Genomic DNA, 25,136 nt, shown 5'->3' with positions numbered 1-25,136 from the left:
GCCCGCGCTACACGGCTCCGGCCCCGGTCAGCGACCTGACCTCGGTCTCGGCGTACTTGGCCTCGTCCGCGACCTCGTCCGAGGTGACCGTGCCCAGCCAGCCGGCCAGGAATCCGAGCGGGATGGAGACGATCCCCGGGTTCTGCAGCGGGAAGTACTGGAAGTCCACGCCCGGGAACAGCGAGCCGGGGCTGCCGGACACCACCGGGGACAGCAGCACGAGCCCGAGCGCCGGGAGCAGCCCGCCGTAGACCGACCACACCGCACCGCGCGTGGTGAAGTGGCGCCAGAACAGCGAATACAGCAGCACCGGCAGGTTGGCCGACGCGGCGACCGCGAAGGCGAGCCCGACCAGGAAGGCGACGTTCAGATCCCGCGCCAGCAGTCCGAGCGCGATCGCGACGACCCCGATACCGACCGCCGCGAACCGGGCCACCGCCACCTCGCTGCGCGCCTTGCCGCGCCCTCGCCGCAACGACGCGTACAGGTCGTGCGCCACCGAGGCCGACGAGGCCAGCGTGATGCCGGCGACGACCGCGAGGATCGTGGCGAAGGCGACCGCGGCGACGACCGCGAACAGCACCGTTCCCCCCGTGGAACCCGTGCCGCCGCCCAGGTCGAGGGCGAGCAGGGGCATCGCGGTGTTCCCCGCCGCGTTCGAACCCCGCAGGACCTCCGGCCTCACGACGGCCGCCGCCCCGAACCCGAGGACGATCGTCATCAGGTAGAAGCCGCCGATCAGAGCGATGGACCACACCGTCGAGCGCCGCGCGGCCCGGGCGGTGGGGACGGTGTAGAAGCGGGACAGGATGTGCGGCAGGCCCGCCGTACCCAGCACCAGCGCCAGCCCGAGGCTGATGAAGTCCAGCCGGGCGGTCCAGCTCCCGCCGTACTTGAGGCCCGGCGCGAGGAACGCCTTCCCCTCACCACTGCGCTCGGCCGCCGTGACCAGCAACCGGTCGAAGTCGCCGTGGAAACGCAGCAGGACGAGGACGGTCAGCACGACCGTCCCGCTGAGCAGCAGGACCGCCTTCACGATCTGGATCCAGGTGGTGGCCCGCATTCCTCCCAGCGTCACGTAGACCACCATGAGCGCCCCGACCCCGACGACCGTCCAGGACTGGGCCGCACCGCTCGTCCGGCCCAGCAGCAACGCCACCAGACTGCCCGCGCCGACCATCTGCGCCACCAGATACATGACGGACACCGCGACCGAGGAAGTTCCCGCCGCGATGCGCACCGGGCGTTCACGCATCCTCGCGGCCACCACGTCGGCCAGCGTGAACCGTCCGCAGTTCCGCACCAGTTCGGCCACCAGGAACAGCACGACCAGCCACGCCACGAGGAAGCCCACGACGTACAGCAGCCCGTCGTAGCCGTACAGCGCGATGAGCCCCGTCACCCCGAGGAAGGAGGCCGCCGACATGTAGTCGCCCGCGATGGCAAAACCATTCTCCATCGGGGAGAACAGCCGCCCACCGGCGTAGAACTCCTCCGCCGAACCCTGCCGCCTGCGGCTCACCCACGTCGTGATCCCGAGGGTGACGGCCACGAAACCGCTGAACAGCAGCAGCGCCAGCGTCTGATGGCCTCCGGTCACGAGGCACCTCCCTGCGCCCCGCGCGCCAGCTCCTGGGTGTCCCAGCGCAGCTCCAGCGCCGCCCGGTCCCGACGCAGCCGCGCGTGCCGCGCGTAGGCCCACGTGAGCAGGAACGTGGTGAGGAACTGCCCGAGCCCCGCGAGCATGCCCACGTTCACCGCCCCCACCACGGGCCGGGCCATGAGTCCGGGCGCGGCCGTCGCCGCGACCACGTAACCCACGTACCAGACCAGGAAGGCGACCACGCCCGGCACCACGAACCCCCGGTACCTCCCGCGCACCTCCTGGAAGGCCGCACTGCCCTGCACCTCGACGTACACGTCGCCTGCCCGCAGCGCCGACGCGCTCTGCTCCTCCCGGGCCGACGGCACGGCCGGCCCCGGCATGCCCGGCCCGTCCAGTTCACCCCAGCCCGACGCCAGCGCGTCGTACCAAGGATCTTCGTACCTCACGTCGCGTGCGGGCGCGCCGTGGTCTTCCCCGTGCTCGACCGGGCTCTCGGGACCGTCCCCTGCTCCGCGGGAACGACCGTTGCTTGACTGCATGCCCAAGGATGGACAGATCGGGAACATCCCCGACTCTTCTTCCGGAGCACTTCACCCCATCTAGTGATTCACCCCGTGGGTGGCCGCACCAGGCCCTTGCCGTAGGCGTAACGCACCGCCTGCGCCCGGTCCTTGAGGCCGGTCTTGGCGAAGAGATTGTTGATGTGTGTCTTCACGGTCGCGGTGGAGACGTGCAGCGCGCGGGCGATCTCCTGGTTGGAGAGGCCCTCGGCGATCAGCACCAGCACCTCGGTCTCCCGGGCCGTCAGCCCGTCGGGCGGCTCCGCGGCAGCCGGTTCGGACTCCGGCGGCTCGGGCCGCGAGAGCCGCTCCAGCAGGCGGCGCTGCACACTCGGCGACAGACCCGCGTCCCCGGACAGCACGCTCTCCACGGCCCGCGCGATCTCGTCGCCGCCCGCGTCCTTGGTCAGATAACCGCGGGCGCCGGCCCGCAGCGCGGGGAACAGCGACTCGTCGTCCCCGAACGTGGTGAGCACGACGACCTGCGTACCGGGGTACTGCGCCCGGATCCGCCGGGTGGCCTCCACCCCGTCGCACCGGGGCATCCGGAGATCCATCAGGACGACGTCCGGGGCCAGTTCACCCACCAGTCGTACCGCCTCCTCGCCGTCTCCGGCGGCGCCCACGACCTCCAGGCCCGGCAGCAGTCCGAGCAGCATCACGATGCCCTCCCGCACCACGGTCTGGTCGTCGGCGACCACCACCCGTGCGGGCTTCCTCTCCCCCTCCGCGACCGTCATACGGGCACCTTCAGCGTCACCACGAACCCTTCGTCGTCCGGCCGCGCGTCCAGGGAACCGCCCAGCAGCTCGGCGCGCTCCCGCATACCCAGCAGACCGTACCCGCCACCGGTGCCCGCGAGTTCACCCGTGCGACCCCCTGAGTCCCTGACGTTCAGCGTGACTTCGTGGGGGCTGTAGTCGAGTCGCAGATGCACCTTGGCGCCCTGGGCGTGCTTGCGGACGTTCGTCAGGGCCTCCTGCGCGACCCGGCGCACGGCCTGGGACGCCTCGGCCGGCAGAGCCCTGCGCTCACCCGTGACGGTGACCTCCGCGCCGCCGGCCGTGCTGACGAGCTCGGCGAGGAAGTCCTCCAGCGGAGTCAGGTCGCCCCGCAGCGCGGACAGCGCCTGCCGGGTCTCCGCCAGGCCGTCGCGGGCCATGCCCCGTGCCGCCACCACCCGCTCGAGGATCTGCTCCCGTTCGGCGCCCCGCTCGATCAGCAGGCGGGCCGCCTCCAGGTGCACGAGCTGCGCCGACAGGCTGTGGGCGAGCACGTCGTGGATCTCCCGCGCGATCCGCGAGCGTTCGTTCAGCGCCGCCGACTCGGCCTCGGCCGCCCGGGCGGCACGCTCCTGCGCAAGCAGTCGCTGTGCGTTGCCCCGGGCCTCCGCGTCCAGGCGCAGCACATACCCTGCGAGCGCCATGCCCACCACCGTGACGGCCGTGGTCAGCCAGGCGTCGGTGTCGAACACGGAGTACGAGGCCAGGGCCACCGCCGCCACCGGCGTGGCCGCCGCGAGCGGAAGTCTCTCCAGGGCGCTGACCGCGCAGCCGCACCAGAGCACGAGGGCCGGCACCGTGAATCCGGTGGCCTGGGCGGCCACCGCGAGGGTCAGTAGCACGGCCGTGAGCGCCAGGGAGGGTGCCAGCCGGTGGGCGTAGGTCGTCCGGAAGAAGGCCCAGGCGACGACCCCGGCGCCGACGACCCCGGCCGCCGCCGCCAGTGCTCCCCCGGTCCCGATGTGCCGGTGGTGGAACGCCCCCCACAGGAGGGTGCCGAGCACCAGGATCCGGACCGCCCAGGCGAGCATGCGCCGGGGCCGGGTGGTTCCCGCGCGGCCGAGTGCTTCGCGGGACGGCCAGCGCGTCCATGCGTTCCCGCTCACACGCGCTCCTTCCACGCCGGCCTCCCGTCGTCACCGTACGCCGGGGCAAGGCGGCTGGTGTCGTCGAGCGACTGCGCCCGCCAGGCCAGCATTCCGCCGCGGACGAGCAGGGTCCCGGCGAGGCCGAGCATCAGGGCGGCGCTGTCCTGGTGGACGCCGAGCGCGGAACCGACGGCGAAGACACCGGCCCGCAGAGCGATGCCCACACCCCACACCGCGACGCTCGCCTTGGTGCTCCTGGTCCAGACGGCACCGTCCTGAGCCGTCCAGACCCGGGTGGTCCAGGCCCATCCGGCGCCCGTGGCCAGGCCTATGAGCAGCTCCACCGCGAGCAGCACGGCCGCCTCCGCGCGGTGGTGGCCGTCGAGGACGCCGGGGTCGCGCAGCGCGACGACGCCGAGGATCACCGGCAGGAGCCACCAGCGCCGATCCGCGTCGATCGCGCGGGCACGGAACTGCCGAGCGATGACGACCGCGGCGACGGCGACGATCACCAGCGCGTTGACGAGCCCGGACATCAGAGCCTCCGTGAGCGAGAAGGTCATGCCGGGAGCGAGCGCTGCCGACGCCTTCGAAGTTACGGAAGTCCGCAGGTCAGGGGATCGGAGCGGGGGTGGATCGCGGGTGGAACCGCAGTGGGCTCTGCCTCCACCCATGGGTGGAGAGAAGGGGGGCGGGCCCTGCTGCGGGTCCCTGAGGTGAGTCCCTGCTGCGGGTCCCTAATGCGAGTCCCTGCTGCGGGCGCGGGTCCTGGCAGCGGCGCCCCGGCCGGTCGCCGTCGGCCCAGGAGGGGCCGGGCGCCCGGCGTGGTCCTCCATCGAGGGGGCCCGACCCGGTGAGGCGACCCCGACCCGGTGAGGCGACCCCAAGGAAGCCGAACCCACCGGGGCGCACGCCGCAAGGTCGGCCGACCCGTCAAGGGGCCGGCCGACGGCAGACACCCGGGCCTGAGCCGGGCGCGGCGGCTACGCGTCGATGCGCGACCGATCCAGCGTCGCAGCGGAGCTGGAGATGAACTCCTTGCGCGGCGCCACGTCGTTGCCCATGAGCAGGTCGAAGACCTGTTCGGCGGCCTCCAGGTCGGAGAGGTTGATCCGGCGCAGCGTGCGGTGGCGCGGGTCCATCGTGGTCTCGGCCAGCTGGTCGGCGTCCATCTCGCCCAGACCCTTGTAGCGCTGGATGGAGTCCTTGTACCGCACGCCCTTGCTCTGGAACTCCATGAGCGTGTCCCGCAGCTCGCGGTCCGAGTACGTGTAGACGTACTTGTCCTGGCCCTTCTTGGGCTGGATCAGCTCGATGCGGTGCAGCGGGGGCACCGCGGCGAAGACCCGGCCCGCCTCGACCATCGGCCGCATGTAGCGCTGGAACAGCGTGAGCAGCAGGCAGCGGATGTGGGAGCCGTCCACATCGGCGTCGGTCATCATGATGATCTTGCCGTAGCGGGCCTGCTCGATGTCGAACGTACGGCCCGAGCCGGCTCCTATGACCTGGATGATCGCGCCGCACTCGGCGTTCTTGAGCATGTCGGTCACCGACGAGCGCTGCACGTTGAGGATCTTGCCGCGGATCGGCAGCAGCGCCTGGAACTCGGAGTTCCGCGCCAGCTTGGCCGTACCGAGCGCGGAGTCACCCTCGACGATGAACAGCTCGCTGCGGTCGACGTCGTCGCTGCGGCAGTCGGCGAGCTTCGCCGGCAGGGACGAGGACTCCAGGGCGGTCTTCCGTCGCTGGGCGTCCTTGTGCTGGCGGGCGGCCACACGGGTGCGGGCGGCCGCGACCACCTTCTCCATGACGACCCGGGCCTGGGCCGCGGCGTCACGCTTGGTGGACGTCAGGAACGCCTTGAGTTCCTTGGTGATCACGTTGAACACGATCCGGCGGGCCGCCGAGGTGCCGAGCACCTCCTTGGTCTGTCCCTCGAACTGCGGTTCGGCCAGGCGGACGGTGACCACCGCGGTCAGGCCTTCGAGGGCGTCGTCCTTGGCGATGTCGTCCTCGGCCACACGCAGCAGCTTCTTGGCGCGTACCGCCTCGAGCAGCGTCTTGGTGACCGCCTGCTCGAAACCGGCGACGTGGGTGCCGCCCTTGGGGGTGGCGATGATGTTGACGAACGAGCGCAGGGTGGTGTCGTAGCCCGTGCCCCAGCGCATCGCGACGTCCACGCCCAGTTCGCGGGTGACCTCGGTGGGAGTCATCTGGCCGTGCTCGTCCAGGACCGGGACCGTCTCCTTGAAGCTGCCCTGCCCGGAGAAGCGGAGCACGTCGCAGACCGGCTTGTCTCCGGCGAGGTACTCGCAGAACTCGCTGATGCCACCGTCGAAGCGGAAGGACTCCTCGCCCTTGCTGCCGCCCTCGCCGAGGCCGTACTCGTCGCGGACGACGATCGTCAGGCCCGGCACCAGGAACGCGGTCTGCCGGGCGCGCTGGTGCAGCGTCTCCAGGGAGAGCTTGGCGTCCTTGAGGAAGATCTGCCGGTCGGCCCAGTAGCGCACGCGCGTGCCGGCGCGGCTCTTGGGGATCTTCTTGGTCTTGACCAGCCCGCTGCCGGCCTCGAACTTGGCCTCGGCGCCGTTCCCGCGGAAGGCACCCGGCACACCGCGCCGGAAGCTGATGGCGTGGGTGTGGCCACCGCGGTCCACCTCGACGTCCAGCCGGGCGGAGAGGGCGTTGACCACGGAGGCGCCCACGCCGTGCAGACCGCCGGAGGCGGCGTACGAGCCGCCGCCGAACTTGCCGCCGGCGTGCAGCTTGGTCATGACGACCTCGACACCGGAGAGGCCGGTCTTGGGCTCGACGTCCACGGGGATGCCCCGGCCGTTGTCCCGCACCTCCACCGAGCCGTCGTCGTGGAGGACGACGTCGATGTGGTCGCAGTAGCCGCCGAGGGCCTCGTCCACGGAGTTGTCGATGATCTCCCAGAGGCAGTGCATCAGGCCACGACTGTCGGTCGAGCCGATGTACATGCCGGGGCGCTTGCGCACGGCCTCGAGGCCCTCGAGGACGAGCAGGTGCCGCGCGGTGTAGTTGGAACCGTCCCGGTCTGCTCCTGCCAGCAGCGCTGTGGACGGCACGGACGTATCGGCGGTCACGCGGTTCGCTCCTCGCTGAATTTCAGGTGCCCCCCTATTGGGTAAGGGGGCGGCTTCGGTCGCCGCACAGAGGGTACCGAGGCCTGGTAGAGCCGGTGTAACGCCACCCTCTTCGGGAACTCAGACTAGTCCAGGCTCGCATACATGTTCGATCCCTCGATGGGGTGAAGTACACATCACGTTCCCTTGGAGGCATGAACCATTTAGGCTCCGGGCACGTCCTCATGAACAACCGGCAACCCAGCCGGGAGGACTGAGACACTAGACAGCGCGAACCCGTAAGCACCTAAGACACGCAATACGGCACATTCGCCGCCAACCGGCAGCAGACAGCCGCCCCGAAAGATTTTTTCGAGGAAAAGCCACGAGCGGGAACGTTTTCGGGCTGGTTGGATGTTGACCCTGGTACGACAGCTCGTCGAGCTAGAGAAGAGGCGACGTGACTACTGTTCTGACCCCCGCGAGCCCGTTGACGGCCGCCGATCGCTGCGACCGCTGCGGCGCCCAGGCATACCTGCGCGTCGTCCTGCTCAGCGGCGGAGAACTGCTCTTCTGCGCCCACCACGGTCGCAAGTTCGAGCCGGAACTCAAGAAGATCGCCGCTGAGATACAGGACGAGACGGAGCGGCTGACCTCCGCTCCGAGCAACGCTGCCGAAGAAGAGCGCTGAATCTCGCACACCCGACGAGCCAGCCCCGGCACAGGCCGGTGAACGGGCGGTCGCTCCTGCCAGGAGCGACCGCCCGTGCTCATACCCGCACGCAGGGCCTCAGGAGCCCGTGTGGGCAGCTCCTGGTCCGCCCGAGCGCGGCCGCAGGGTCCTGACGATCTCCGAGACGCGGGTGTAGACGCCGGGGTTGCCCGGCCTCCCGCACCCGCTCCCCCAGGACACGAGCCCGATCAGCCGGCCTCCGGCCACCAGCGGGCCGCCGCTGTCGCCCTGACAGGCGTCCGGGCCCCCGGCGGCCTCCCCGGCGCACAGCATGGTGCCGGCCCGGTAGGTGCCGTCGAAACCGCCCGGATAGGCGCGGGCGCACTGATCGTCCGGCAGTACGCTCACGCGTGCGGCGTGGAGCCGGCGCGGATAGGCACCCCCGCCGGTCGTGTCACCCCAGCCGGACACGAGGGCCCGTGTGCCCGGCGCGTACGCGGCGTCACCCGGCCCCGCCATCGCGACGACCGCGCTCTGCGGCAGTGCCTGGGCGAGAGTGAGAACGGCGAAGTCGCCGGAGTTGGTCGAGGCCTGGTAGCCGGGGTTCACCCAGACGTCCCGTACGGCGACCTCCTGGCCCTCCCCCGACAGCAGGTCCGTACGGCCCGCGATGACCCTGAGATCGCCCACCCGGTCGGGAGGGTCGCCGAGGACGTCCTGCGCCATGCAGTGGGCCGCGGTGACGACCATGGTCCGCGCGATCGCGACACCGCCGCAGAACTGCCCCGCGCGCGTACCCCCGAATCGGTCACGGCTGGCCACCGCCACCGTCCACGGGGCCTGGGAGACATCGATCGGAAACCCTCCGACCACCACGCTGTCGGCGGCCGCCGGGGCCGCGCCCACCAGGGGTATGGCGGCCATCGTGGCCGCCAGGGCCAGCGGCCGGATCAGTGCCCGGGCAACGAGACGACGCATGCAGGCTCCTCACTCTGCGCTCCTACTGGACACCCAGAGTCATCCAGGGCGCCGTCACGCGCAGCACGAGGCGCCCACCCGCGCAGCACGAAGGCCCGGCTCCCCCGTGGGAGCCGGGCCTTCGCCGTCGTACGCCCGACCTGGTCGGTCGGACTAGTCGAGGTAGTCGCGCAGCACCTGCGAACGCGACGGGTGACGCAGCTTCGACATCGTCTTGGACTCGATCTGACGGATGCGCTCGCGCGTCACGCCGTAGACCTTGCCGATCTCGTCGAGGGTCTTCGGCTGACCGTCGGTGAGACCGAACCGCATGGAGACGACGCCGGCCTCGCGCTCGGACAGGGTGTCCAGAACGGAGTGCAGCTGCTCCTGCAGGAGCGTGAAGCTGACGGCATCGGCGGGGACGACGGCCTCGGAGTCCTCGATGAGGTCACCGAACTCGCTGTCGCCGTCCTCACCCAGGGGGGTGTGCAGCGAGATGGGCTCGCGGCCGTACTTCTGGACCTCGATGACCTTTTCCGGGGTCATGTCGAGCTCCTTGGCCAGCTCCTCCGGGGTGGGCTCGCGGCCCAGGTCCTGGAGCATCTGGCGCTGCACGCGCGCGAGCTTGTTGATGACCTCGACCATGTGCACCGGGATACGGATGGTGCGGGCCTGGTCGGCCATGGCGCGGGTGATCGCCTGACGGATCCACCAGGTGGCGTACGTGGAGAACTTGTAGCCCTTGGTGTAGTCGAACTTCTCGACCGCGCGGATCAGACCGAGGTTGCCCTCCTGGATGAGGTCCAGGAAGAGCATGCCGCGGCCGGTGTAGCGCTTGGCCAGCGAGACCACCAGACGGAGGTTGGCCTCCAGGAGGTGGTTCTTGGCGCGGCGGCCGTCCTCGGCGATGATCTCCAGCTCGCGCTTGAGCTTCGGGGCGAGCTTGTCGGCGTTGGCCAGCTTGTCCTCGGCGAACAGACCCGCCTCGATGCGCTTGGCCAGCTCCACCTCCTGCTCGGCGTTGAGCAGGGGGACCTTGCCGATCTGCTTCAGGTAGTCCTTGACCGGGTCGGCGGTGGCACCGGCCGCGGCGACCTGCTGGGCCGGAGCGTCGTCCTCGTCCTCGTCGGACAGGACGAAGCCCGCGTTCTCCGTGCCTTCGGGCTCGTCGGTGGCGGCCTTGGTGTCCTCGAGGACCTCTTCCTCAAGAACCTCGCCGTCGTCCTTCTTGCCCGCCGTCGTCTTCTTCGCGGCCGTCTTCTTCGCGACGGTCTTCTTGGCGGCGGTCTTCTTGGTGGCCGTCGCCTTCTTGGCCGCGGCCTTCTTGGCGGGTGCGGCTTCGTCGTCGGGGTCGACGGCCGGCGGGTCCGCGGGCGTGGCGGGGGCAGCGGTGGCGGTGGCCTTCCTGGTGGTCACCGTCTTCGCCGCGACCGTCTTGGTGGCGGTGCGCTTCGCCGGGCTCTTCGCTGCGACGCTCTTTCGGGTGCGCTTGGGCTCTGCGGCACTGACCATCAGCGTCACACCCTCTTCCTCAAGAATCTGGTTGAGGCTGCGCAGTACGTTCTTCCACTGAGTGGCCGGAATCTGGTCAGCTTCGAAGGCCCGACGCACATCGTCGCCGGCGATCTGCCCCTCAGCCTTTCCCCGCTCAATGAGCGCCATGACAGAGACGGACTCGGCGATCTCCGGCGGGAGCGTACGGGATGTGCTGGCCGACACGAACAACCTCTCGGAACGTTGGAAAACGGCTTCCGGCCCCGTCCACTGCGGACAGGAGCCGACCACCGGCCTGGGGATGGGCCGACGGCGCGGGCGGGGGCCGGGAGGATGCACAGCGCCTGTCATGGCGTCCGTATTCCCTCCGCGGCTGTCACCTCTTAGGTCATCGCGCTGCTTCCGCGAGCGTTACGCCCAATCTTCGTGGCCCGAGTCACACCCCGTAAGCGGTCAAAAACGGTCAGATAATGACATAGAGATCATCCCCGGCTTCGCTCCCGGTCGTCCTCACCACCATGGTGCGCCTTCAGGAACGCGACGCTCGCATCACCGGACAGCACTGGACCCCGCCGGATCCCGCCGGACCCCACCGGGCTCCAGAAGGATCCGGTGGGGTCCGGCGACGGCGGGCACCAGGGCTGCCGGGGCGCGAGGGCCGACCCGGAGCGCCATGGGGACCGCGACGGCGCCGCACACCCGCGCCGTCACCGACTCGGCGCGGATCAGTGCTCGCGCGGTGCGGGAACGACGCGTTCCACCTCGGGGTGGGTCGTCAGCAACTGACGCATGGCAGCCTCCGCCGCCGCGCCGTCGCCGGTCCCGAGGGCGTCGACGATCCGCGCGTGCTGCGCGAGGGACGCCTCGTTCGGCCGGTCACAGCCCGTGACCGGGCCGCCGGAGACCTGGAGGGCCGCCGAGACGATGCCGGACAGGTGCTCCAGCATGCGGTTGCTGGCGATCTGGATGAGCAGTCCGTGGAACTCGTTGTCGGCGCGCGAGTAGGTCAGCGCGTCGCCCTGCGCCATGGCGTGGCTCATGATCTCGACCATGTCGCAGAGGCGCTGCTGCACCTCCTCGCGCCCGTGACCCGCGGCGAGACGCGCCGCCAGCGGCTCGATCGTCCAGCGCAGCTCGCTCAGCTCCCGGCGCTGGTCGTCGCGCTGCGGCCCGAAGGCCCGCCACTCGATGATGTCCGGATCGAGGAGGTTCCAGTCGCTGACGGGACGCACGCGTGTGCCCACGTTGGGCCGGGCACTGACCAGCCCCTTGGCCTCGAGGACACGGAGCGACTCACGGACGACGGTGCGGGAGACCTCGAAGCGCTGGCCGATCTCCTCGGGCACCAGTGGACGGTCCGCGCCCAGGTCACCGGAGACGATCATCTGTCCCAGCTGCTGAACGAGCTGGCCGTGGAGCCCGCGGCCGCGGCTGCCGGCGGCCCGCCGGCCGACGCGGCCCAGATCCGGATCCGCGCCCTCCCAGGAGGGCGCGCCGACGCGATCGGTCACCGGCGCGTCGGTGTACGGGTAGCGGTCGAGATCGCCCGGGCCGGCCAGACCAGAGTCGGCGTTGCGGGCGGCGGTCATCATGGTGTGCGCAAGGGTACTCACGGATCCTTTGTCGGCGTCGTCTCCAACTCCCTTGAGGTCTTTGGTGAAAAGCACACGAAAGGGTGATCGCTCACCCCGTCGCAATTGACGCCTTATCGGAAAGAAATGGGCTTTCGGTGGGGAGTTGTGCGCACATAGGGTCCGGAAACGCACAGGCGATCGTCATCGGACCCTGGTGCGCAGCGCCGTGCGCAGATACGCGCAGAGCAGTGCCGCCAGCGACAACGTCATTGCTCCGCCCACGGGTTGGGCGAACATCCGCAGTGCGGCGACCAGGTAGCGCTCCCCTCCGAAGGGCCATTGCAGGAGCAGAAGTTCACGCATCCTCATCGGGAGTCCGGCCGCCATCCGCGCACCCGATCCCTGGAGCGCCTTGTGCACGAGGGGTACGAGGAGGACGGGTACGGCGAGCACGGCGGCCAGACCGGCCGAGGTGGAGCGGAACACTCCCGCGGCCAGCACACCGGCCCACGCGCAGCCGAGGACGAGCGTGAACCAACTCGCGGTCAGGGAGAGCCAGTCCGCGGGAACTTGGGTCAGCTCCCGTCCGTAGAGGAGATAGAGCACCTCGGCGTTGCAGCCCACCGTGATGAAGGCCAGCAGCAGTGCGGTGGCTCCGGAGACGAGCAGTTTCGCGGTCAGCAGCCCCAGCCTGCGGGGTACGGTGCCGCGGTCCGCCGCCAGGGCGGGGTGGCGGAACTCGTCTCCGAAGGCCAGCGCGCCGAGCAGGCCCGCCGCGAGCGCCGCGGGCGGCAGCGGCAGCTCGCGCGGCCACGCGGCGAACAGTCGCTCCTGTGGCGTGTGCCCGATCCGGGCCAGTACGACGGCGGTCAGTACGGACACCACCAGCGCGGCACCGCAAATGAGGAAGCCGGTGCCGATTCCACTGGATCGCCGGATCTCGTAGCGAAGGGGGCGGAGGGGGGCGGGGGCGGGGCGGACGGAGATCGGGGGCGGGAGGGAGAGAGCGGGTCGGAGGGGTGGACACCGTCCGCCGGTGAGGCGCTTTCAGGCTGCGGCCTGGTGGTGGCGGGAGTCCTGGCGCCGGGCAGGCGGCGAGTGCGGGAGGCGGGGATGCTCGCCGACCTGCCGCTCGGGGTGCCGGTCCTCGCCGCCTCCCCCTCCTTCGGCTCTTCGGGCATCGAGGTCGCGGGCAACGGGGTCGGGGAGTCGTCCGTGCTCGACCCGCTCGGCGCCTCGGACGACCGCCGGGCGTCGACTTCGCTGATCACTTTGGTCGGGATGGCCGCTCGGCCGCCCGCGGCGGCTTCGTGCCGGGTCTTCCCGCCGTTTCCGGAAGCGCCGGTGGTGGCCCGACCGTCATGCGGCGAGGCCGTACCGAAGGTCTCCGAGTGTGCCGACCCCGACGGGTGACCGGTTTCCTCCCCCGGCAGGGCCCGCCCGCCGCCGTCGGTCTGCGTCCACTCCCAGGCATCGCCCCCGGAGACGCCACGCACTTCGCCTCCCGAGCCGGCCCGCGTCTCCCGCGCCGAGAACGCTTCGGACCCGGCCCGGTCCGACACCGGCCGGTCGTCGGCGTGGATGCGCTGCTGCCGCTCTCCCGAGGCGGAACCCTGCCGTGCGGCGCCCGGAGCCGTTGCCGCGCTGTCCGGCGCCGGGTCACCCTCTGCCGACGCCGGCGCACCGCACGCGGAGGCGCCCGTCGGCGAACCGGACTCCATCGCCCGCCATTCCGTCACCGGCAGGTGGAGTTCGACGGTGCTCGGCTCGGAGTCCGACAGGTCGGATTCCGCGGTGTCGGGCTCCGAGGCCGAGCGAGCGCGTCCCGTGCCGGTCGGCTCGACTGCCGACCGGCCTCGCTCCGCGGAGCCACGCTCGGGCGTGCGCCGGCCGGACTCCACCGTCGGCCACCCCACCGTCGGCACGTCGGACTCGGTGCGCTCTCGACCCGCGGTAGACGCCTCGTCCCCTGCCGTTCGCCTTCGCTCCCCCGCCGCGACGGCGAACTCGGCACCGGCGACGGATTCCGGCGTGGCGAGACTCGGCCTGGTCCGGGCCCGCTCCGCCACGGGGATGTCCGCCGCCCCCTGCTCGCGCTCCACCGGTGGCGAGGCTGCCGCCGCTCCTTCGGCTGGAGCGCTGGTGCGGGTGGTCGATGTCCGATCCGCCGGTGAGGAGTCCGGCCCCGCGATGTCCCGCCGCGCCGTTCGCGCGCCGGTCGGGGGCGCCGGCTCGCTCCCGTCGGAATCGGCGCCAGGTCCCATGTCACCGACTTCGTCCGCGAGTTGATGAACGAGGATGCCGTGGCGGAAGGCGGTCTCGCCGACGTCAGCCGTCGTGCTGCCGTACACCGAAAGCCGGTTGCCACCCTCCCGAACGACTTCCACGGACCGGCGGGCGGTACGAGCCTCCTTGGCGAGCAGAGCCGCCAGGCGCGCCGCGTGGGGGCTGCGGACGGCCACACGGGGACGCAGCCGGGTCCTGGCGAACGCACGGGCTTCCTGGTCGGCGACGAGCTTGCCGCCCTCCAGAGTGACGACCCGGTCCGCCGTGCGCGCGGCCTCCTTCGGGTCACTGGTGGTGAGGAGCACGGTGCCGCCCTGGCGGGCGTGGGCCCGGAGCATGCCGTGCTGCCACTGCGCCTCACGGGTCGAGAGGCCGTCGGTGGGAGCGTCCAGGACGAGCGTGTGCGGGTCGGGTAGCAGGGCGCAGGCCAGGCCGAGTCTGCGGTCCATGCCCCGCGACAGGGTGCCGAGGCGTTCCTCGCGAAGGCTGACGAGACCGACCACTTCCAGGACCTCGTCGGCGCGCCGTGCGGGAAGTCCCGACGCCGCGCACAGCATGCGCAGATGGCCGCGGACCGTGCGCGCCGGATGCCCGGGTACGTCCCCGAGCAGCACGCCGACTTCACGTGAGGGGTGGGCGATCCTGTGCAGCGGCCGCCCCTTGAAGTAGGTGATGCCACGGCCGCCTTGAAGCTCGAGCATCAGCCTGAGCGCCGTCGTCTTGCCCGCGCCGGGACCACCGAGGAGCACGGTCACATGTCCGGCGCGCGCCTCGAAGGAGACGTCGTCGACGGCGGGCGGGTGCGCCTTGCGGGGGTTGCTGGTAAGTCCGAAGGCCTGGATCACCTGCAGCAAGATAGCGCGCTATGTCCGGTTTTTTGGTGTATAGCGCGGCTTGAAGCCGAGAGCCGCGCCGACCACCCCGTCCGTGTCCGCCATTCGACGGAACCAGGCACTCTCATGCCATGGATCCACCCGGCGGCGTCCGGGTGACCGCGCCGGCCCGCCTCAGACCTCGGGACGCAGCATCGGCGGGTTGAGCAAGGTGGCTCCGCCGGCGCGGAAGAGCTGCGCCGGGCGGCCGCCCTGGCGGGTGGTCGTCCCTCCCGTGGGGACCAGGAAGCCGGGGGTGCCGGTGACCTTGCGGTGGAAGTTGCGCGGGTCGAGAGCCACGCCCCAGACCGCCTCGTAGACCCGGCGCAGCTCCCCGACGGTGAACTCGGGCGGGCAGAACGCCGTGGCCAGCGACGAGTACTCGATCTTGGACCTGGCCCGCTCCACCCCGTCGGCGAGGATCTGGTGGTGGTCGAACGCGAGCGGTGCCACCGGCTCACCGTCACGGCCGTAACCGCCCTGCTGCAGCAGTTCCTCGACGGGTGCCCAGCGCGCGTTGCTGGCGTCTCCGCCCGCGCGCGGTGCCGGCAGGTCGGGCGCGAGCGCGAGGTGCGCGACGCTGACCACCCGCATGCGCGGGTCCCGCTTGGGGTCGCCGTAGGTGGCGAGCTGTTCGAGGTGGGCTCCGTTGTCCTGGGCCGGGACGGAGGGGTCGTGCGCGTGCAGCCCGGTCTCCTCGGCCAGCTCGCGCGCCGCCGCCTGGGAGAGGTCCTCGTCGGCCCGTACGAAGCCGCCGGGCAGTGCCCAGCGCCCCTGGAAGGGGGGCTCGCCCCTGCGTACCGCCAGCGCGCACAGGGCATGGCGGCGCACGGTCAGCACGACCAGGTCCACGGTGACGGCGAAGGGCGGAAACGCTGACGGGTCGTAGGGCATGCGGCGATCATAGTCGTCTGCCTGACGATAAACACTCCCTTCCCGGGCTGCATCCATGGTGGTTCCGCTTCGTTCTGTTATCGGTCCCTCTCCTGCTCATCGTTGTCTCCCCGCGTCCGTGCAGCACCGGTCCTGTCCCCCGCCGGGGCCGCCGCACGGGTGCGCGTGGCGCCCCCGCCGCGGCCGCCGGGCCGTGAGGCTTCGGTGGCCGACTGCCGCGGTCCGGAGCCGGCCGGCCGACGCCGTCCGTGCGCCGCCCCAGCCGCGCGCGGGCCGTCGCCGTCGGCGGACCGCACTCGGCGGCGGCGACGCGTACCCGTCCGCGCACTCGTCGTCGCTCCCGGGTCCTCCGCCGGGTGAGCGACCGCATGCGGTGCCGAGGACGCGATACGCACAGGCTCGGGCCGCACAGGCTCCGTCGGATCCGGCCCCGGTCGCTCGGAGAGTTCCGCGGGCCCACTCACTTGACGTGCCGCGTGCTGTTCCGCGTCTTGACCGCGGAGGCAGCGGCGGATGGCCTCAGGGTCGAGTCCCTCGTTGCAGGCTTGGTGCAGCAGCCGGGCGAAGAGGTAGTCGGGATCCGCGCCCAGCGCCATGGCCAGCGCCTCCCGGGCCTCCAGCTCGTCCCCCGTCGACCACGCGACCCAGCCGGCGAGGGTCAGCGGTGCGGCGGCGTGCTCGCCGTAGGGGCCGACGCAGCGCCGGGCCAGGGTGCGCCAGAGCCGGAGAGCCGCCCCGGCCTCGTCGCCTTCCATCCATGCGGCCGCCCGGTCGCGTGTCGTCCGGTCCTGGAGCCCGAGGATGAGCGTCGCCGCCTCGTCGTGTCCGACCAGGTCGTCGTCGCGCAGGTCGGCCGGATGTGCGCCGGAGACGGGCGCGGCGGCGGCGAAGCGGCGGATGATCCGCTCGGCGAGGGAGAGGGTCTCCTCGGCGACGGCCACACGGCTCGCCTCGTCCAGAATGCGAGGCACCAGGGACATGCCGGCCGCGTCGAGAGCGATCTCCTGCTCCAGGGCAGCCGTGGTCTCCCAGGGCTGGAGCCTCGCCCGCAGTTCCCTCAGAGTGCCGCGGACCTGGAGGCCGGCGTAGGTGGCCGCGGCGGCGAGCACGGAGGTGCCGGGGAGGCCCATCGGCGAGCCGTCGTCGGGGCAGCAGCCCTTGGTCGGACAGCAGTAGCTCCAGAAGCGTCCGTCGGAGATGCACAGCGCTTCGATGACCGGCACATCGAGGTCTCCGCACTCGGTGCGCAACCGGTGGGCCAGCCCTTCGAGCCGCCGTTTGACGTCCAGGCCGGATTCGCCGGGAGCCGGTTCCTGACAGACGTAGGCCACCATCTGCTCCGGCCGGGCTCCGCGTCGCTCGCTGCCGAGGACGAGGCCGCGGGCGAGTTGCCGGGCGGCCGCCTGCCAGTCCTCCTCTCCGGCCGGGATGCCCAGCCGGGCCCGGCCGCCGAACCTGCCCCGTCCCTCGCGGTCGTGGAGGGCCACCAGCACCATGCTGTCCTCGGGGCGGTAGCCGAGCAGGTAGGGCAGTGCGTCGGCCAGCTCCGCCGGGGTGCGCAGGGTCACCTGCGTCTCGTGCGCGGACGCGGACGCCGAGGGCTCGCGCCCCGGGATGTCGCTGTCGTCGAAGGGTCCGGTCGTTTCGCTGTGATTCGCCATGCGCAGACGATCTCGCGGAAGTGGATGTTCCGGTTGAGCCTGTGGATAAGTCAAGTCAGGGACACGACAAGGTGATCCGCGTCGTCCACAGTCCTGGGCCGCGGCACCCGCCTGTCGGTCCCGTCCTGTTTCATGGAACGCATGGAGCACACGAGCAACGCCGACCTCCGGGCCCAGGCCGACACCGTCCTCGCCCGGCTCGTCGGGGACGACACGGGCGCGGCCCGGCTGCGCGAGGACCAGTGGCGGGCGATCGAGGCACTGGTCGCCGACCGACGCCGGGCCCTGGTCGTGCAGCGCACGGGATGGGGCAAGTCCGCCGTGTACTTCGTGGCGACCTCTCTGCTGCGGGCGAGAGGAAGCGGGCCCACGGTGATCGTGTCGCCGCTGCTCGCGCTGATGCGCAACCAGGTGGAGGCCGCGGCCCGGGCCGGCATTCACGCCCGCACCATCAACTCCGCCAACACCGAGGAATGGGAAGCCGTCCAGAGCGAGATCGCAGCGGGCGAGGTGGACGTCCTGCTCGTGAGCCCGGAGCGCCTCAACAATCCCGACTTCCGCGACCAGGTCCTGCCGAAGCTGTCTGCCGCGACCGGCCTGCTCGTCGTCGACGAGGCCCACTGCATCTCCGACTGGGGCCACGACTTCCGCCCGGACTACCGGCGGCTGCGCACCATGCTCGGCGACCTCCCGCCCGGCGTCCCCGTACTCGCCACCACGGCCACGGCGAACGCACGGGTCACGGCGGACGTCGCCGAGCAGCTGGGCACCGGTGGCACCTCGGACGCGCTCGTGCTGCGCGGACCGCTGGACCGGGAGAGCCTCAGCCTCGGCGTGCTGCGGCTGCCGGACGCCGCGCACCGCATGGGCTGGCTGGCCGACCATCTCGACGACCTGCCGGGGTCCGGGATCGTCTACACCCTCACCGTCGCCGCCGCCGAGGAGGTCACGGCCTTCCTGCGACAGCGCGGGCACGTCGTGGCGTCGTACACGGGCAAGACGGAGAACGCCGAACGACAGCAGGCCGAGGACGATCTGATCGCCAACCGGGTCAAGGCGCTGGTCGCCACCTCCGCGCTCGGTATGGGTTTCGACAAACCCGACCTCGGCTTCGTGATCCACCTGGGCTCGCCCTCCTCACCCATCGCCTACTACCAGCAGGTGGGGCGGGCCGGCCGTGGCGTCGAGCACGCCGAGGTGCTGCTGCTGCCGGGCAGGGAGGACGAAGCGATCTGGGAGTACTTCGCCTCCCTGGCATTTCCCTCCGAGGATCTCGTCCGGCGCACCCTGGACGTCCTCTCGCAGGCGGACAGGCCCCTGTCGCTGCCGGCACTCGAGCCCCTGGTGGAGCTGCGCCGCTCGCGACTGGAGACCATGCTGAAGGTCCTGGACGTGGACGGCGCGGTACGCCGGGTCAAGGGCGGCTGGGTGGCGACCGGGCAGCCGTGGTCGTACGACGCCGAGCGCTACGAGTGGGTCGCCCGGCAGCGGACGGCCGAACAGCAGGCGATGCGTTCGTACGCGTCCACCGACGACTGCCGGATGGAGTTCCTGCAGCGGCAGCTGGACGACGAGGGCGCCAAGCCGTGCGGCCGTTGCGACAACTGCGCGGGTCCGCGCTTCACCGCGGACATGTCCACGGCCGCACTCGACGCCGCGCGGAGTGATCTGGGCCGGGCTGGGGTCGAGGTGGAGCCTCGCCGTATGTGGCCGACCGGTCTGCCGGCCGTGGGTATCTCCCTCAAGGGGCGTATCCCAGCAGGTGAGCAGGCATCCTCGGGACGGGCTCTGGGGCGATTGTCGGACATCGGCTGGGGCAACAGGCTGCGTCCCCTCTTCGCCCCCCAGACACCGGACGCACCGGTTCCTGACGACGTGGCGCGAGCCGTGGTCGACGTGCTCGCCGACTGGGCCAGAGGGCCCGGCGGCTGGGCACCCGGCGCACCCGAGGCGCAGCCCCGTCCGGCAGGTGTGGTCACCATCGCCTCGCGCACCCGGCCGCAGCTGATCCACTCCCTCGGTTCCCGCATCGCCGAGATCGGCCGTCTCCCCCTGCTCGGTTCCCTCGAGTACCTCGGGGACGCCCCGCGGATGCCGCGCAGCAACAGCGCTCAGCGGCTCAAGGCCCTCGACGGGGCGCTGACGGTTCCGCCGTCCCTGGCGTCGGCGCTCGCCGACGCTCCGGGTTCCGTCCTCCTGGTCGACGACTTCACGGAGACGGGCTGGACCCTGGCAGTCGCGGCACGCCTGCTCAGGAAGTCGGGCGCGACAGGAGTGCTGCCGCTGGTCCTCGCGGTCCAGGGGTGACGGCGCGGCCACCGGCGGCAGCCGAGCGTGATCAGGACGGCGACTCCAGGCGTCGCGGGCCGAGGCTGTGGGTAGGGATATAAACCCCGCACCGCCCGATAACCGGCGGTGGCGCCAATTGCTCGTTGCCGCATCCCAGTTCGACAGGAAGAATTGAGATCCGCTCCCGCACGGTTCCCCCGTGCTCCGGTTGGGCTTCGCTGCGGTGCGCGCTCCCCCGAATCCGACCTCGCCCGCAGTATGGGCGCGTAGCCGAAGGGAGGAACGTGACCTTCGGATTCGCCTCGTCCTCGGCGGCCTCGTTGTCGACGTCCGCATCCACCGCTTCCGCCAGTCGCCTGCTCGAGCTCGCCGAGTGGGCCGCCGCCGGAATCCCGCTGCTGCGCAACCCCCGTGAGGTCGTCAGTGGGCTGCACGCCCGCCATCACCCGAAGCCGGGCACGGCGATCGTGGCCGTACTCGATCCTGACGAACGGCTGTGCGCCAGCGCCTCGTTCCTACGCCGCCCGGCGCCCGCCGACGGGTGGATGTTCCGCAACGCGCTCCTGTCCCAGCTGCGCCGGGTCATTCCGCACGACCTGCGGCGCCGTTCGCCCGTGCGCACGGCCATACTGCTCTACTGCCGTGACGGCGACGCGCGTTGGACCGAGGAGGACGGCGCCTGGATGTGGGGGCTGCGCGACGCCTGCACGTTGCACGGGCTGCGGTGCGGGGCGTACATCACGCTGACGCAGGACGGCTGGCAGGTGCTCGGCGAAGGACGCGGCGGGCGTCGGCCCAACGCCCACTCCGCACCGGAGCCCTTCGCCCTGTCGGAGGTCCCGCCGCTCACACCCCGTACCGGCGGTCCGGTCTCGGAGGTCCTGCGCCGCGCCGCGGCCCGCTGAGCAGCCGGGCTTCGGGGCGACAGACCCGCAGGACTGTCAGCGCCCGCCGACCAGCGCAGAGGTCACCACTCACCACTCACGGCTCAAGCAAGAGGGCAGTCGCTCCGACGACTCGGACGGGTCCCGGGCGCCAGGATCAATCCAGCATCCACGTCCCGGAGATCGTCCCTGGGCCGGCTGAACGCGCCGGTCTCCAGGCCGGCTGAACGCACCGGCCGGCCACGCAGCGGTCCACCGGCGCATGCCGTCGGCTCGCTCGGACCGTCGTGTGCGCGCCACGGCCCCGAGTGGACGGTGGTGCGGCCCGCCCGGCCGATCCGCCCAACCCCGCTGCCTCAACCCTGGGCTGCCGGAGAGCCGCCCCGACCGGGGCGGCCGCCCGCCATCAGGGCATGCCAAAAGCCGCACCGTGCGGTTACCGACGACGCGGCTCCCACGTCACCCCGGTGCCCCGAGGTGCCGGACGCGGCTCAGACGCCGGCGCCGAGCACCGAGTTGATCTGCTGCGGGTCACCGCAGACGATCAACAGCGCACCGGCCCGGGAGTGGGCCAACGGAAGGGCGGTGGCAGCGGCGGCAGCGGAGCCACCGTTGACGGCCACGACGATCACGGGGCGGGACGCGGCACGGGAGGCGATGGTGGCGTCCGTGTAGAAGACGTCATCACCTGCGTCGTGCTGCGCCCAGTAGGAGGTTTCGCCGAAGGACAGTTCGTGGTCGGCCCACGGGTGCCGGGCACCAGTGGTGATCACGAGCACGTCGCCGGGGGCACGGCCCGAGTCCAGCAGAAGGTCGACCGCTTCTTCGGCCGCGTCGAGCGCGCCCTCCGCGGTAGCCGGGATCAGCTGGATCTGGGGAGTCGCCGCGGGTGCGGCGGTAACGGCCGGGCCGGACGGGCTCGGCTTGACCGGAGCCGCCACGTCACGCGGCGTGCGCTGCGCCGGCGTCGCGGGCCGCAGGGGGCCGGGACGACCGGGGCGGGGCGGCGCCGCGGGGCGGGGGCCGGGTACGGGGCGAGGGGTCGGCGCGGTACGGCCAGCGGCCGGAGTGACGCGGGGACCCTGGGCACTCTCGTGAATCTGAGGCTCCTCGGGAATGAGAGGCATGAGCTGATATCTATCAAACGTTGGTGCGGCACGGACGACCGGGTGGCACATCAGTGCGAGCGGAACCGTCAGAAATCGAAGCCGAGCTGGCCCTCGATTTCCGGAACGCTTCCATCCGCCCAGCTACGGGCCTTCTTGAGGTGCCGCCACTGGGGCAGCGCATCAAGATACGCCCATGACAGGCGGTGGTACGGGGTGGGCCCCCGCTCCTCCAGTGCGGCCTTGTGCACGGGCGACGGATACCCGGCGTTGTCCGCAAATCCGAAGTCTGCATGGTCGATACCCAGTTCGGCCATCATTTTGTCGCGCTGAACCTTCGCGATCACCGACGCCGCCGCGACGGCCACGCACGACCGGTCGCCTTTGATCACCGTGCGGACCTGCCAGGGAGCACCGAGGTAGTCGTGCTTCCCGTCGAGGATCACGGCGTCGGGACGAACCGGCAGGGCGTCCAGGGCGCGGACCGCCGCAAGTCGCAAAGCGGCAGTCATCCCCAGGCTGTCGATCTCGTCGTGGGAAGCATGCCCGAGGGCATAGGCGGTCACCCACGTCCGGAGTATCTCGGCCAGTTCCGTACGGCGCTTGACCGTCAGGAGCTTGGAGTCGGTGAGGCCGTCGGGAGCCCGGCGCAGTCCGGTGATCGCGGCGCAGACGGTGACCGGGCCGGCCCAGGCACCGCGCCCCACCTCGTCAACACCGGCGATGACCTTCGCTCCGGTCGTGGCGCGCAGGGAGCGCTCGACGGTGTGGGTAGGCGGTTCGTACGGCATGGCGCCCTTAGCGTACGCCGCCGGGATCGGCCCGCGACACCCCGGTCTCCCGATCGCGACCAAGATCGTCGGCAGGACCGGTCAGCGCCCGTGAGGACGCAGCAGCGGGAGCATCAGCTGGTCGATCATCTCCTCGAGCTCCTGGTCACTCCATTCGCTCGCGCACACCTTGGAGCGGTACATCATCATGGCCGGGATGGCGTCGAAGACATAGCCGTTGGCCGCGTCCGGACGCACCTCTCCTCGCTCTATTCCGCGGACGACGACTTCGCGGAGCAGCTCGACGGTGGGCTTCACCACGCCTCCGACGATCACGTCCTGGAAGCGCTCCGCCTGCATCTGATCGCACTCGTGAATGACTGCGCGCAGCGCGGCACCGGGAGCCGAGAACATGATCCGCCGCACCTGGAGGCACAGGGTGAGGAGGTCTTCGCGGACGCTACCGAGGTCCGGGGCCGTCTCGACCCGGGGCAGCCCGCTCCGCAGGGCGTCCGCGACGAGGTCCGTCTTGGAGGGCCACCGGCGGTAGAGGGCGGCCTTGCCGGTCTGGGCGCCGGCCGCGACACCCTCCATGGTCAGGCCCTTCCAGCCGACCTCGCCGAGCTGCTCCAGCGTGGCGTCCAGGATCGCGCGCTCCAGTACCGCGCCGCGCCTGCGAGGTGAGGGCGCCCTGGCGGGTTCGGCCGCCCAGCGCGAGGTAACCATCTGTGTTTCTCCAGCATGCATGGGGAGCGGGGGTTCCGGGGATCGGATCGGGCGCCGCGCGGCAGCAGAGGGGGACGCGATGCGGGGCGCACGAACTTAAGTGAACGCTTGCGTTCACTAGCGGGGACTCACTACCGTGGACGTGGAAGTGAACGCGAGCGTTCACTAAAGCCTGTATGGGGGACCCATAGTGACGACCTCTCAGCTGCTTCAGGACCAGAAACCGGGCGTGGCCCGCCGGGAGGGGCATCCCGGCATCGCACTCACCGTCATCGCGGCTTGCCAACTCATGGTGGTACTCGACGCGACGATTGTGAACATCGCGCTCCCGCACATTCAAGGCGCGCTCAAGTTCAGCACGACCGACCTCACTTGGGTGGTCAGCGCCTACACACTCACCTTCGGCGGTCTGCTGCTGCTCGGCGCGCGGGCCGGTGACATCCTCGGCCGACGCAGGGTGTTCATGACCGGCATCCTGCTGTTCACGTTCGCCTCGCTGCTGGGCGGTCTGGCCCAGGAACCCTGGCAGTTGCTGGCCGCACGGGCCCTGCAGGGCGTGGGAGGCGCGATCGCGTCGCCCACCTCCCTCGCACTGATCACCACCACCTTCCCCGAGGGCCCCGAACGCAACAGGGCGTTCGGGGTCTTCGCCGCCGTGTCCGCGGGCGGCGGGGCCATCGGCCTGCTCGCGGGCGGAATGCTCACCGACTGGCTCGACTGGCGGTGGGTGCTCTTCGTCAACGTGCCCATCGGCGTGCTCATCGCGTCGCTCGCACCGCTGTACATCAACGAGTCCGAACGGCACCCGGGACGCTTCGACATCACGGGAGCACTGACCTCGACGGCAGGCATGGCACTGCTCGTCTACGGTTTCATCCGCGCCTCCGAGGAAGGCTGGCGGGACGATCTCACGCTCGGTTCGTTCGGCGCGGCCGTGCTGCTGCTGTTCGCCTTCGTCTTCACCGAGATGCGGGCGAAAGAGCCGATCACTCCGCTCAGGATGTTCACCGACCGCAACCGCTGGGGCACGTACGTGATCATGCTCAGCCTGGCCGCGGCGATGTTCGGCATGTTCTTCTACATCGTGCTGTTCGTGCAGAACGTGCTGGGCTACAGCGCCATCAAGGCCGGGCTGGCCTTCCTCCCCGTGACGGTGGCGATCGCCGTGGGCGCGGGCCTCTCCCAGCGTTTCCTGCCGGCACTCGGCCCGAAGCCGTTCATGATGGCCGGTTCGGCGCTCGTGGCGGTGGGGCTGGTGTGGCAGTCCTTCATCCGGCCCGACAGCTCCTACCTCGACGGCGTGCTGGGCCCGATGCTCGTGTTCGGATTCGGCATGGGCCTGATCTTCGTGACGGTCACCGTGACCGCGGTCTCCGGTGTCGCCCAGCACGAAGCGGGCGCGGCCTCCGGACTGCTCAACGCCATGCAGCAGGTGGGTGGTTCGCTCGGGCTGTCGATCCTGACGACCGTCTTCGGCTCGGCCGCCAAGGACGAGACGAAGAAGCAGGTACCCAGGTTCCTCACCGAGGGATCGCCCGAGCAGCACGCGCAGTTCGCCAGGACGCACCAGTTGCCCGCGCCCTGGGGCAACGAGGTCCTCGCGCACGGCATCTCGACCGCCTTCGTCCCGGCCGCCGCGATGGCCGTGCTGGCATTCCTCACGGCCTGGCTGGTGATCAAGGTCCGTAAGAGCGATCTCGACTCTCTCGCCGGCGTCGCGGGCCCGGGGATCGGCTGATCCACCCCCAGCCGCACGCGGCCGGACGGACAGCCGCCGAGCAGCAGACGGCACGTAAGGCGGTCCGGCCGGCCGCGCCGCGACGAA

Annotated in this window: 20 protein-coding genes; 4 read left to right on the top strand and 16 right to left on the bottom strand. The window is 71.2% G+C overall.

The window, feature by feature from the left end; all coding sequences use genetic code 11:
- Positions 1–7 precede the first annotated feature (7 nt).
- From N8I86_RS28145 to N8I86_RS28120, 6 genes are all read right to left on the bottom strand, one after another.
- Positions 8–1,600 carry a solute symporter family protein gene (locus tag N8I86_RS28145; RefSeq protein WP_263278982.1) on the bottom strand — a complete coding sequence of 531 codons (1,593 nt, stop codon included), beginning with the start codon at positions 1,598–1,600 and terminating at the stop codon, positions 8–10.
- Entirely contained in the window at positions 1,597–2,052 is a 456-nt protein-coding gene (locus N8I86_RS28140; RefSeq protein WP_073897686.1) for a DUF485 domain-containing protein, read from the bottom strand. Before N8I86_RS28140 ends, N8I86_RS28145 begins: the two co-directional genes overlap by 4 nt.
- Before the next feature lie 161 nt (positions 2,053–2,213).
- Positions 2,214–2,906: a response regulator transcription factor gene (locus N8I86_RS28135; protein ID WP_073897687.1), complete on the bottom strand. Its 693-nt coding sequence runs from the start codon at positions 2,904–2,906 to the stop codon at positions 2,214–2,216.
- Positions 2,903–4,054 carry a sensor histidine kinase gene (locus N8I86_RS28130; protein ID WP_263278981.1) on the bottom strand — a complete coding sequence of 384 codons (1,152 nt, stop codon included), beginning with the start codon at positions 4,052–4,054 and terminating at the stop codon, positions 2,903–2,905. The genes N8I86_RS28135 and N8I86_RS28130 overlap by 4 nt, the downstream gene beginning before the upstream one ends.
- Positions 4,051–4,572 (bottom strand): DUF1453 domain-containing protein, encoded by a 522-nt coding sequence (locus N8I86_RS28125; RefSeq protein WP_073897915.1) that lies wholly within the window; start codon positions 4,570–4,572, stop codon positions 4,051–4,053. The genes N8I86_RS28130 and N8I86_RS28125 overlap by 4 nt, the downstream gene beginning before the upstream one ends.
- Before the next feature lie 447 nt (positions 4,573–5,019).
- Positions 5,020–7,143 (bottom strand): DNA gyrase/topoisomerase IV subunit B, encoded by a 2,124-nt coding sequence (locus N8I86_RS28120; protein WP_073897691.1) that lies wholly within the window; start codon positions 7,141–7,143, stop codon positions 5,020–5,022.
- A gap of 439 nt (positions 7,144–7,582) precedes the next feature.
- Here N8I86_RS28120 and N8I86_RS28115 point away from each other — a divergent pair, with 439 nt between their 5' ends.
- Positions 7,583–7,813: a DUF7455 domain-containing protein gene (locus N8I86_RS28115; protein WP_073897693.1), complete on the top strand. Its 231-nt coding sequence runs from the start codon at positions 7,583–7,585 to the stop codon at positions 7,811–7,813.
- 99 nt (positions 7,814–7,912) lie between these two features.
- On the opposite strand, the gene N8I86_RS28110 is transcribed toward N8I86_RS28115, so the two are convergent.
- The 7 genes from N8I86_RS28110 to N8I86_RS28080 all read right to left on the bottom strand — a co-directional run bounded on the left by N8I86_RS28110 (position 7,913) and on the right by N8I86_RS28080 (position 17,536).
- Complete coding sequence (locus tag N8I86_RS28110; protein ID WP_073897695.1) at positions 7,913–8,773, bottom strand: S1 family peptidase; 861 nt, start codon at positions 8,771–8,773, stop codon at positions 7,913–7,915.
- Between the two features lie 153 nt (positions 8,774–8,926).
- Positions 8,927–10,474: an RNA polymerase sigma factor gene (locus N8I86_RS28105; protein WP_073897917.1), complete on the bottom strand. Its 1,548-nt coding sequence runs from the start codon at positions 10,472–10,474 to the stop codon at positions 8,927–8,929.
- Positions 10,475–10,974: 500 nt separating this feature from the next.
- Positions 10,975–11,862 (bottom strand): FadR/GntR family transcriptional regulator, encoded by an 888-nt coding sequence (locus N8I86_RS28100; RefSeq protein WP_073897697.1) that lies wholly within the window; start codon positions 11,860–11,862, stop codon positions 10,975–10,977.
- A 162-nt stretch (positions 11,863–12,024) separates the two neighbouring features.
- Positions 12,025–12,708, bottom strand: a complete 684-nt coding sequence (locus tag N8I86_RS28095; protein ID WP_263278980.1) for a hypothetical protein — start codon at positions 12,706–12,708, stop codon at positions 12,025–12,027.
- Positions 12,693–14,954, bottom strand: a complete 2,262-nt coding sequence (locus N8I86_RS28090; protein WP_263278979.1) for an ATP-binding cassette domain-containing protein — start codon at positions 14,952–14,954, stop codon at positions 12,693–12,695. The genes N8I86_RS28095 and N8I86_RS28090 overlap by 16 nt, the downstream gene beginning before the upstream one ends.
- Positions 14,955–15,116: 162 nt before the next feature.
- Entirely contained in the window at positions 15,117–15,875 is a 759-nt protein-coding gene (locus N8I86_RS28085; RefSeq protein WP_073897699.1) for an NUDIX hydrolase, read from the bottom strand.
- A gap of 77 nt (positions 15,876–15,952) precedes the next feature.
- Positions 15,953–17,536, bottom strand: a complete 1,584-nt coding sequence (locus tag N8I86_RS28080; protein ID WP_263278978.1) for a DUF4192 domain-containing protein — start codon at positions 17,534–17,536, stop codon at positions 15,953–15,955.
- Between the two features lie 141 nt (positions 17,537–17,677).
- Here N8I86_RS28080 and N8I86_RS28075 point away from each other — a divergent pair, with 141 nt between their 5' ends.
- Both N8I86_RS28075 and N8I86_RS28070 read left to right on the top strand, forming a co-directional pair.
- Entirely contained in the window at positions 17,678–19,843 is a 2,166-nt protein-coding gene (locus N8I86_RS28075) for a RecQ family ATP-dependent DNA helicase (RefSeq protein ID WP_263278977.1), read from the top strand.
- Between the two features lie 266 nt (positions 19,844–20,109).
- Entirely contained in the window at positions 20,110–20,730 is a 621-nt protein-coding gene (locus tag N8I86_RS28070; protein WP_073897705.1) for a hypothetical protein, read from the top strand.
- 470 nt (positions 20,731–21,200) lie between these two features.
- Here N8I86_RS28070 and N8I86_RS28065 read toward each other — a convergent pair whose 3' ends face one another.
- The 3 genes from N8I86_RS28065 to N8I86_RS28055 all read right to left on the bottom strand — a co-directional run bounded on the left by N8I86_RS28065 (position 21,201) and on the right by N8I86_RS28055 (position 23,311).
- Complete coding sequence (locus N8I86_RS28065; RefSeq protein WP_073897707.1) at positions 21,201–21,836, bottom strand: hypothetical protein; 636 nt, start codon at positions 21,834–21,836, stop codon at positions 21,201–21,203.
- A 68-nt stretch (positions 21,837–21,904) separates the two neighbouring features.
- Entirely contained in the window at positions 21,905–22,606 is a 702-nt protein-coding gene (locus N8I86_RS28060; RefSeq protein ID WP_073897709.1) for a ribonuclease HII, read from the bottom strand.
- Between the two features lie 81 nt (positions 22,607–22,687).
- Positions 22,688–23,311 (bottom strand): TetR/AcrR family transcriptional regulator, encoded by a 624-nt coding sequence (locus N8I86_RS28055; protein WP_263278976.1) that lies wholly within the window; start codon positions 23,309–23,311, stop codon positions 22,688–22,690.
- A 190-nt stretch (positions 23,312–23,501) separates the two neighbouring features.
- Here N8I86_RS28055 and N8I86_RS28050 point away from each other — a divergent pair, with 190 nt between their 5' ends.
- Positions 23,502–25,049 (top strand): MFS transporter, encoded by a 1,548-nt coding sequence (locus tag N8I86_RS28050; protein ID WP_263278975.1) that lies wholly within the window; start codon positions 23,502–23,504, stop codon positions 25,047–25,049.
- Positions 25,050–25,136 lie beyond the last annotated feature (87 nt).

Origin of the sequence: Streptomyces albidicamelliae (genome assembly GCF_025642175.1) — a bacterium.
GTDB classification, from domain to species: Bacteria; Actinomycetota; Actinomycetes; order Streptomycetales; family Streptomycetaceae; genus Streptomyces; species Streptomyces albidocamelliae.
This window is presented reverse-complemented; position numbering and strand designations above follow the sequence as displayed.

Bases quoted from the DNA above. Each gene is read 5' to 3' on its own strand.
- N8I86_RS28080 (WP_263278978.1), bottom strand. From the start codon at position 17,536: ATGGCGAATCACAGCGAAACGACCGGACCCTTCGACGACAGCGACATC.
- N8I86_RS28085 (WP_073897699.1), bottom strand. From the start codon at position 15,875: ATGCCCTACGACCCGTCAGCGTTTCCGCCCTTCGCCGTCACCGTGGAC.
- N8I86_RS28065 (WP_073897707.1), bottom strand. From the start codon at position 21,836: ATGCCTCTCATTCCCGAGGAGCCTCAGATTCACGAGAGTGCCCAGGGT.
- N8I86_RS28075 (WP_263278977.1), top strand. From the start codon at position 17,678: ATGGAGCACACGAGCAACGCCGACCTCCGGGCCCAGGCCGACACCGTC.
- N8I86_RS28125 (WP_073897915.1), bottom strand. From the start codon at position 4,572: ATGTCCGGGCTCGTCAACGCGCTGGTGATCGTCGCCGTCGCCGCGGTC.
- N8I86_RS28055 (WP_263278976.1), bottom strand. From the start codon at position 23,311: ATGGTTACCTCGCGCTGGGCGGCCGAACCCGCCAGGGCGCCCTCACCT.
- N8I86_RS28060 (WP_073897709.1), bottom strand. From the start codon at position 22,606: ATGCCGTACGAACCGCCTACCCACACCGTCGAGCGCTCCCTGCGCGCC.
- N8I86_RS28110 (WP_073897695.1), bottom strand. From the start codon at position 8,773: ATGCGTCGTCTCGTTGCCCGGGCACTGATCCGGCCGCTGGCCCTGGCG.
- N8I86_RS28135 (WP_073897687.1), bottom strand. From the start codon at position 2,906: ATGACGGTCGCGGAGGGGGAGAGGAAGCCCGCACGGGTGGTGGTCGCC.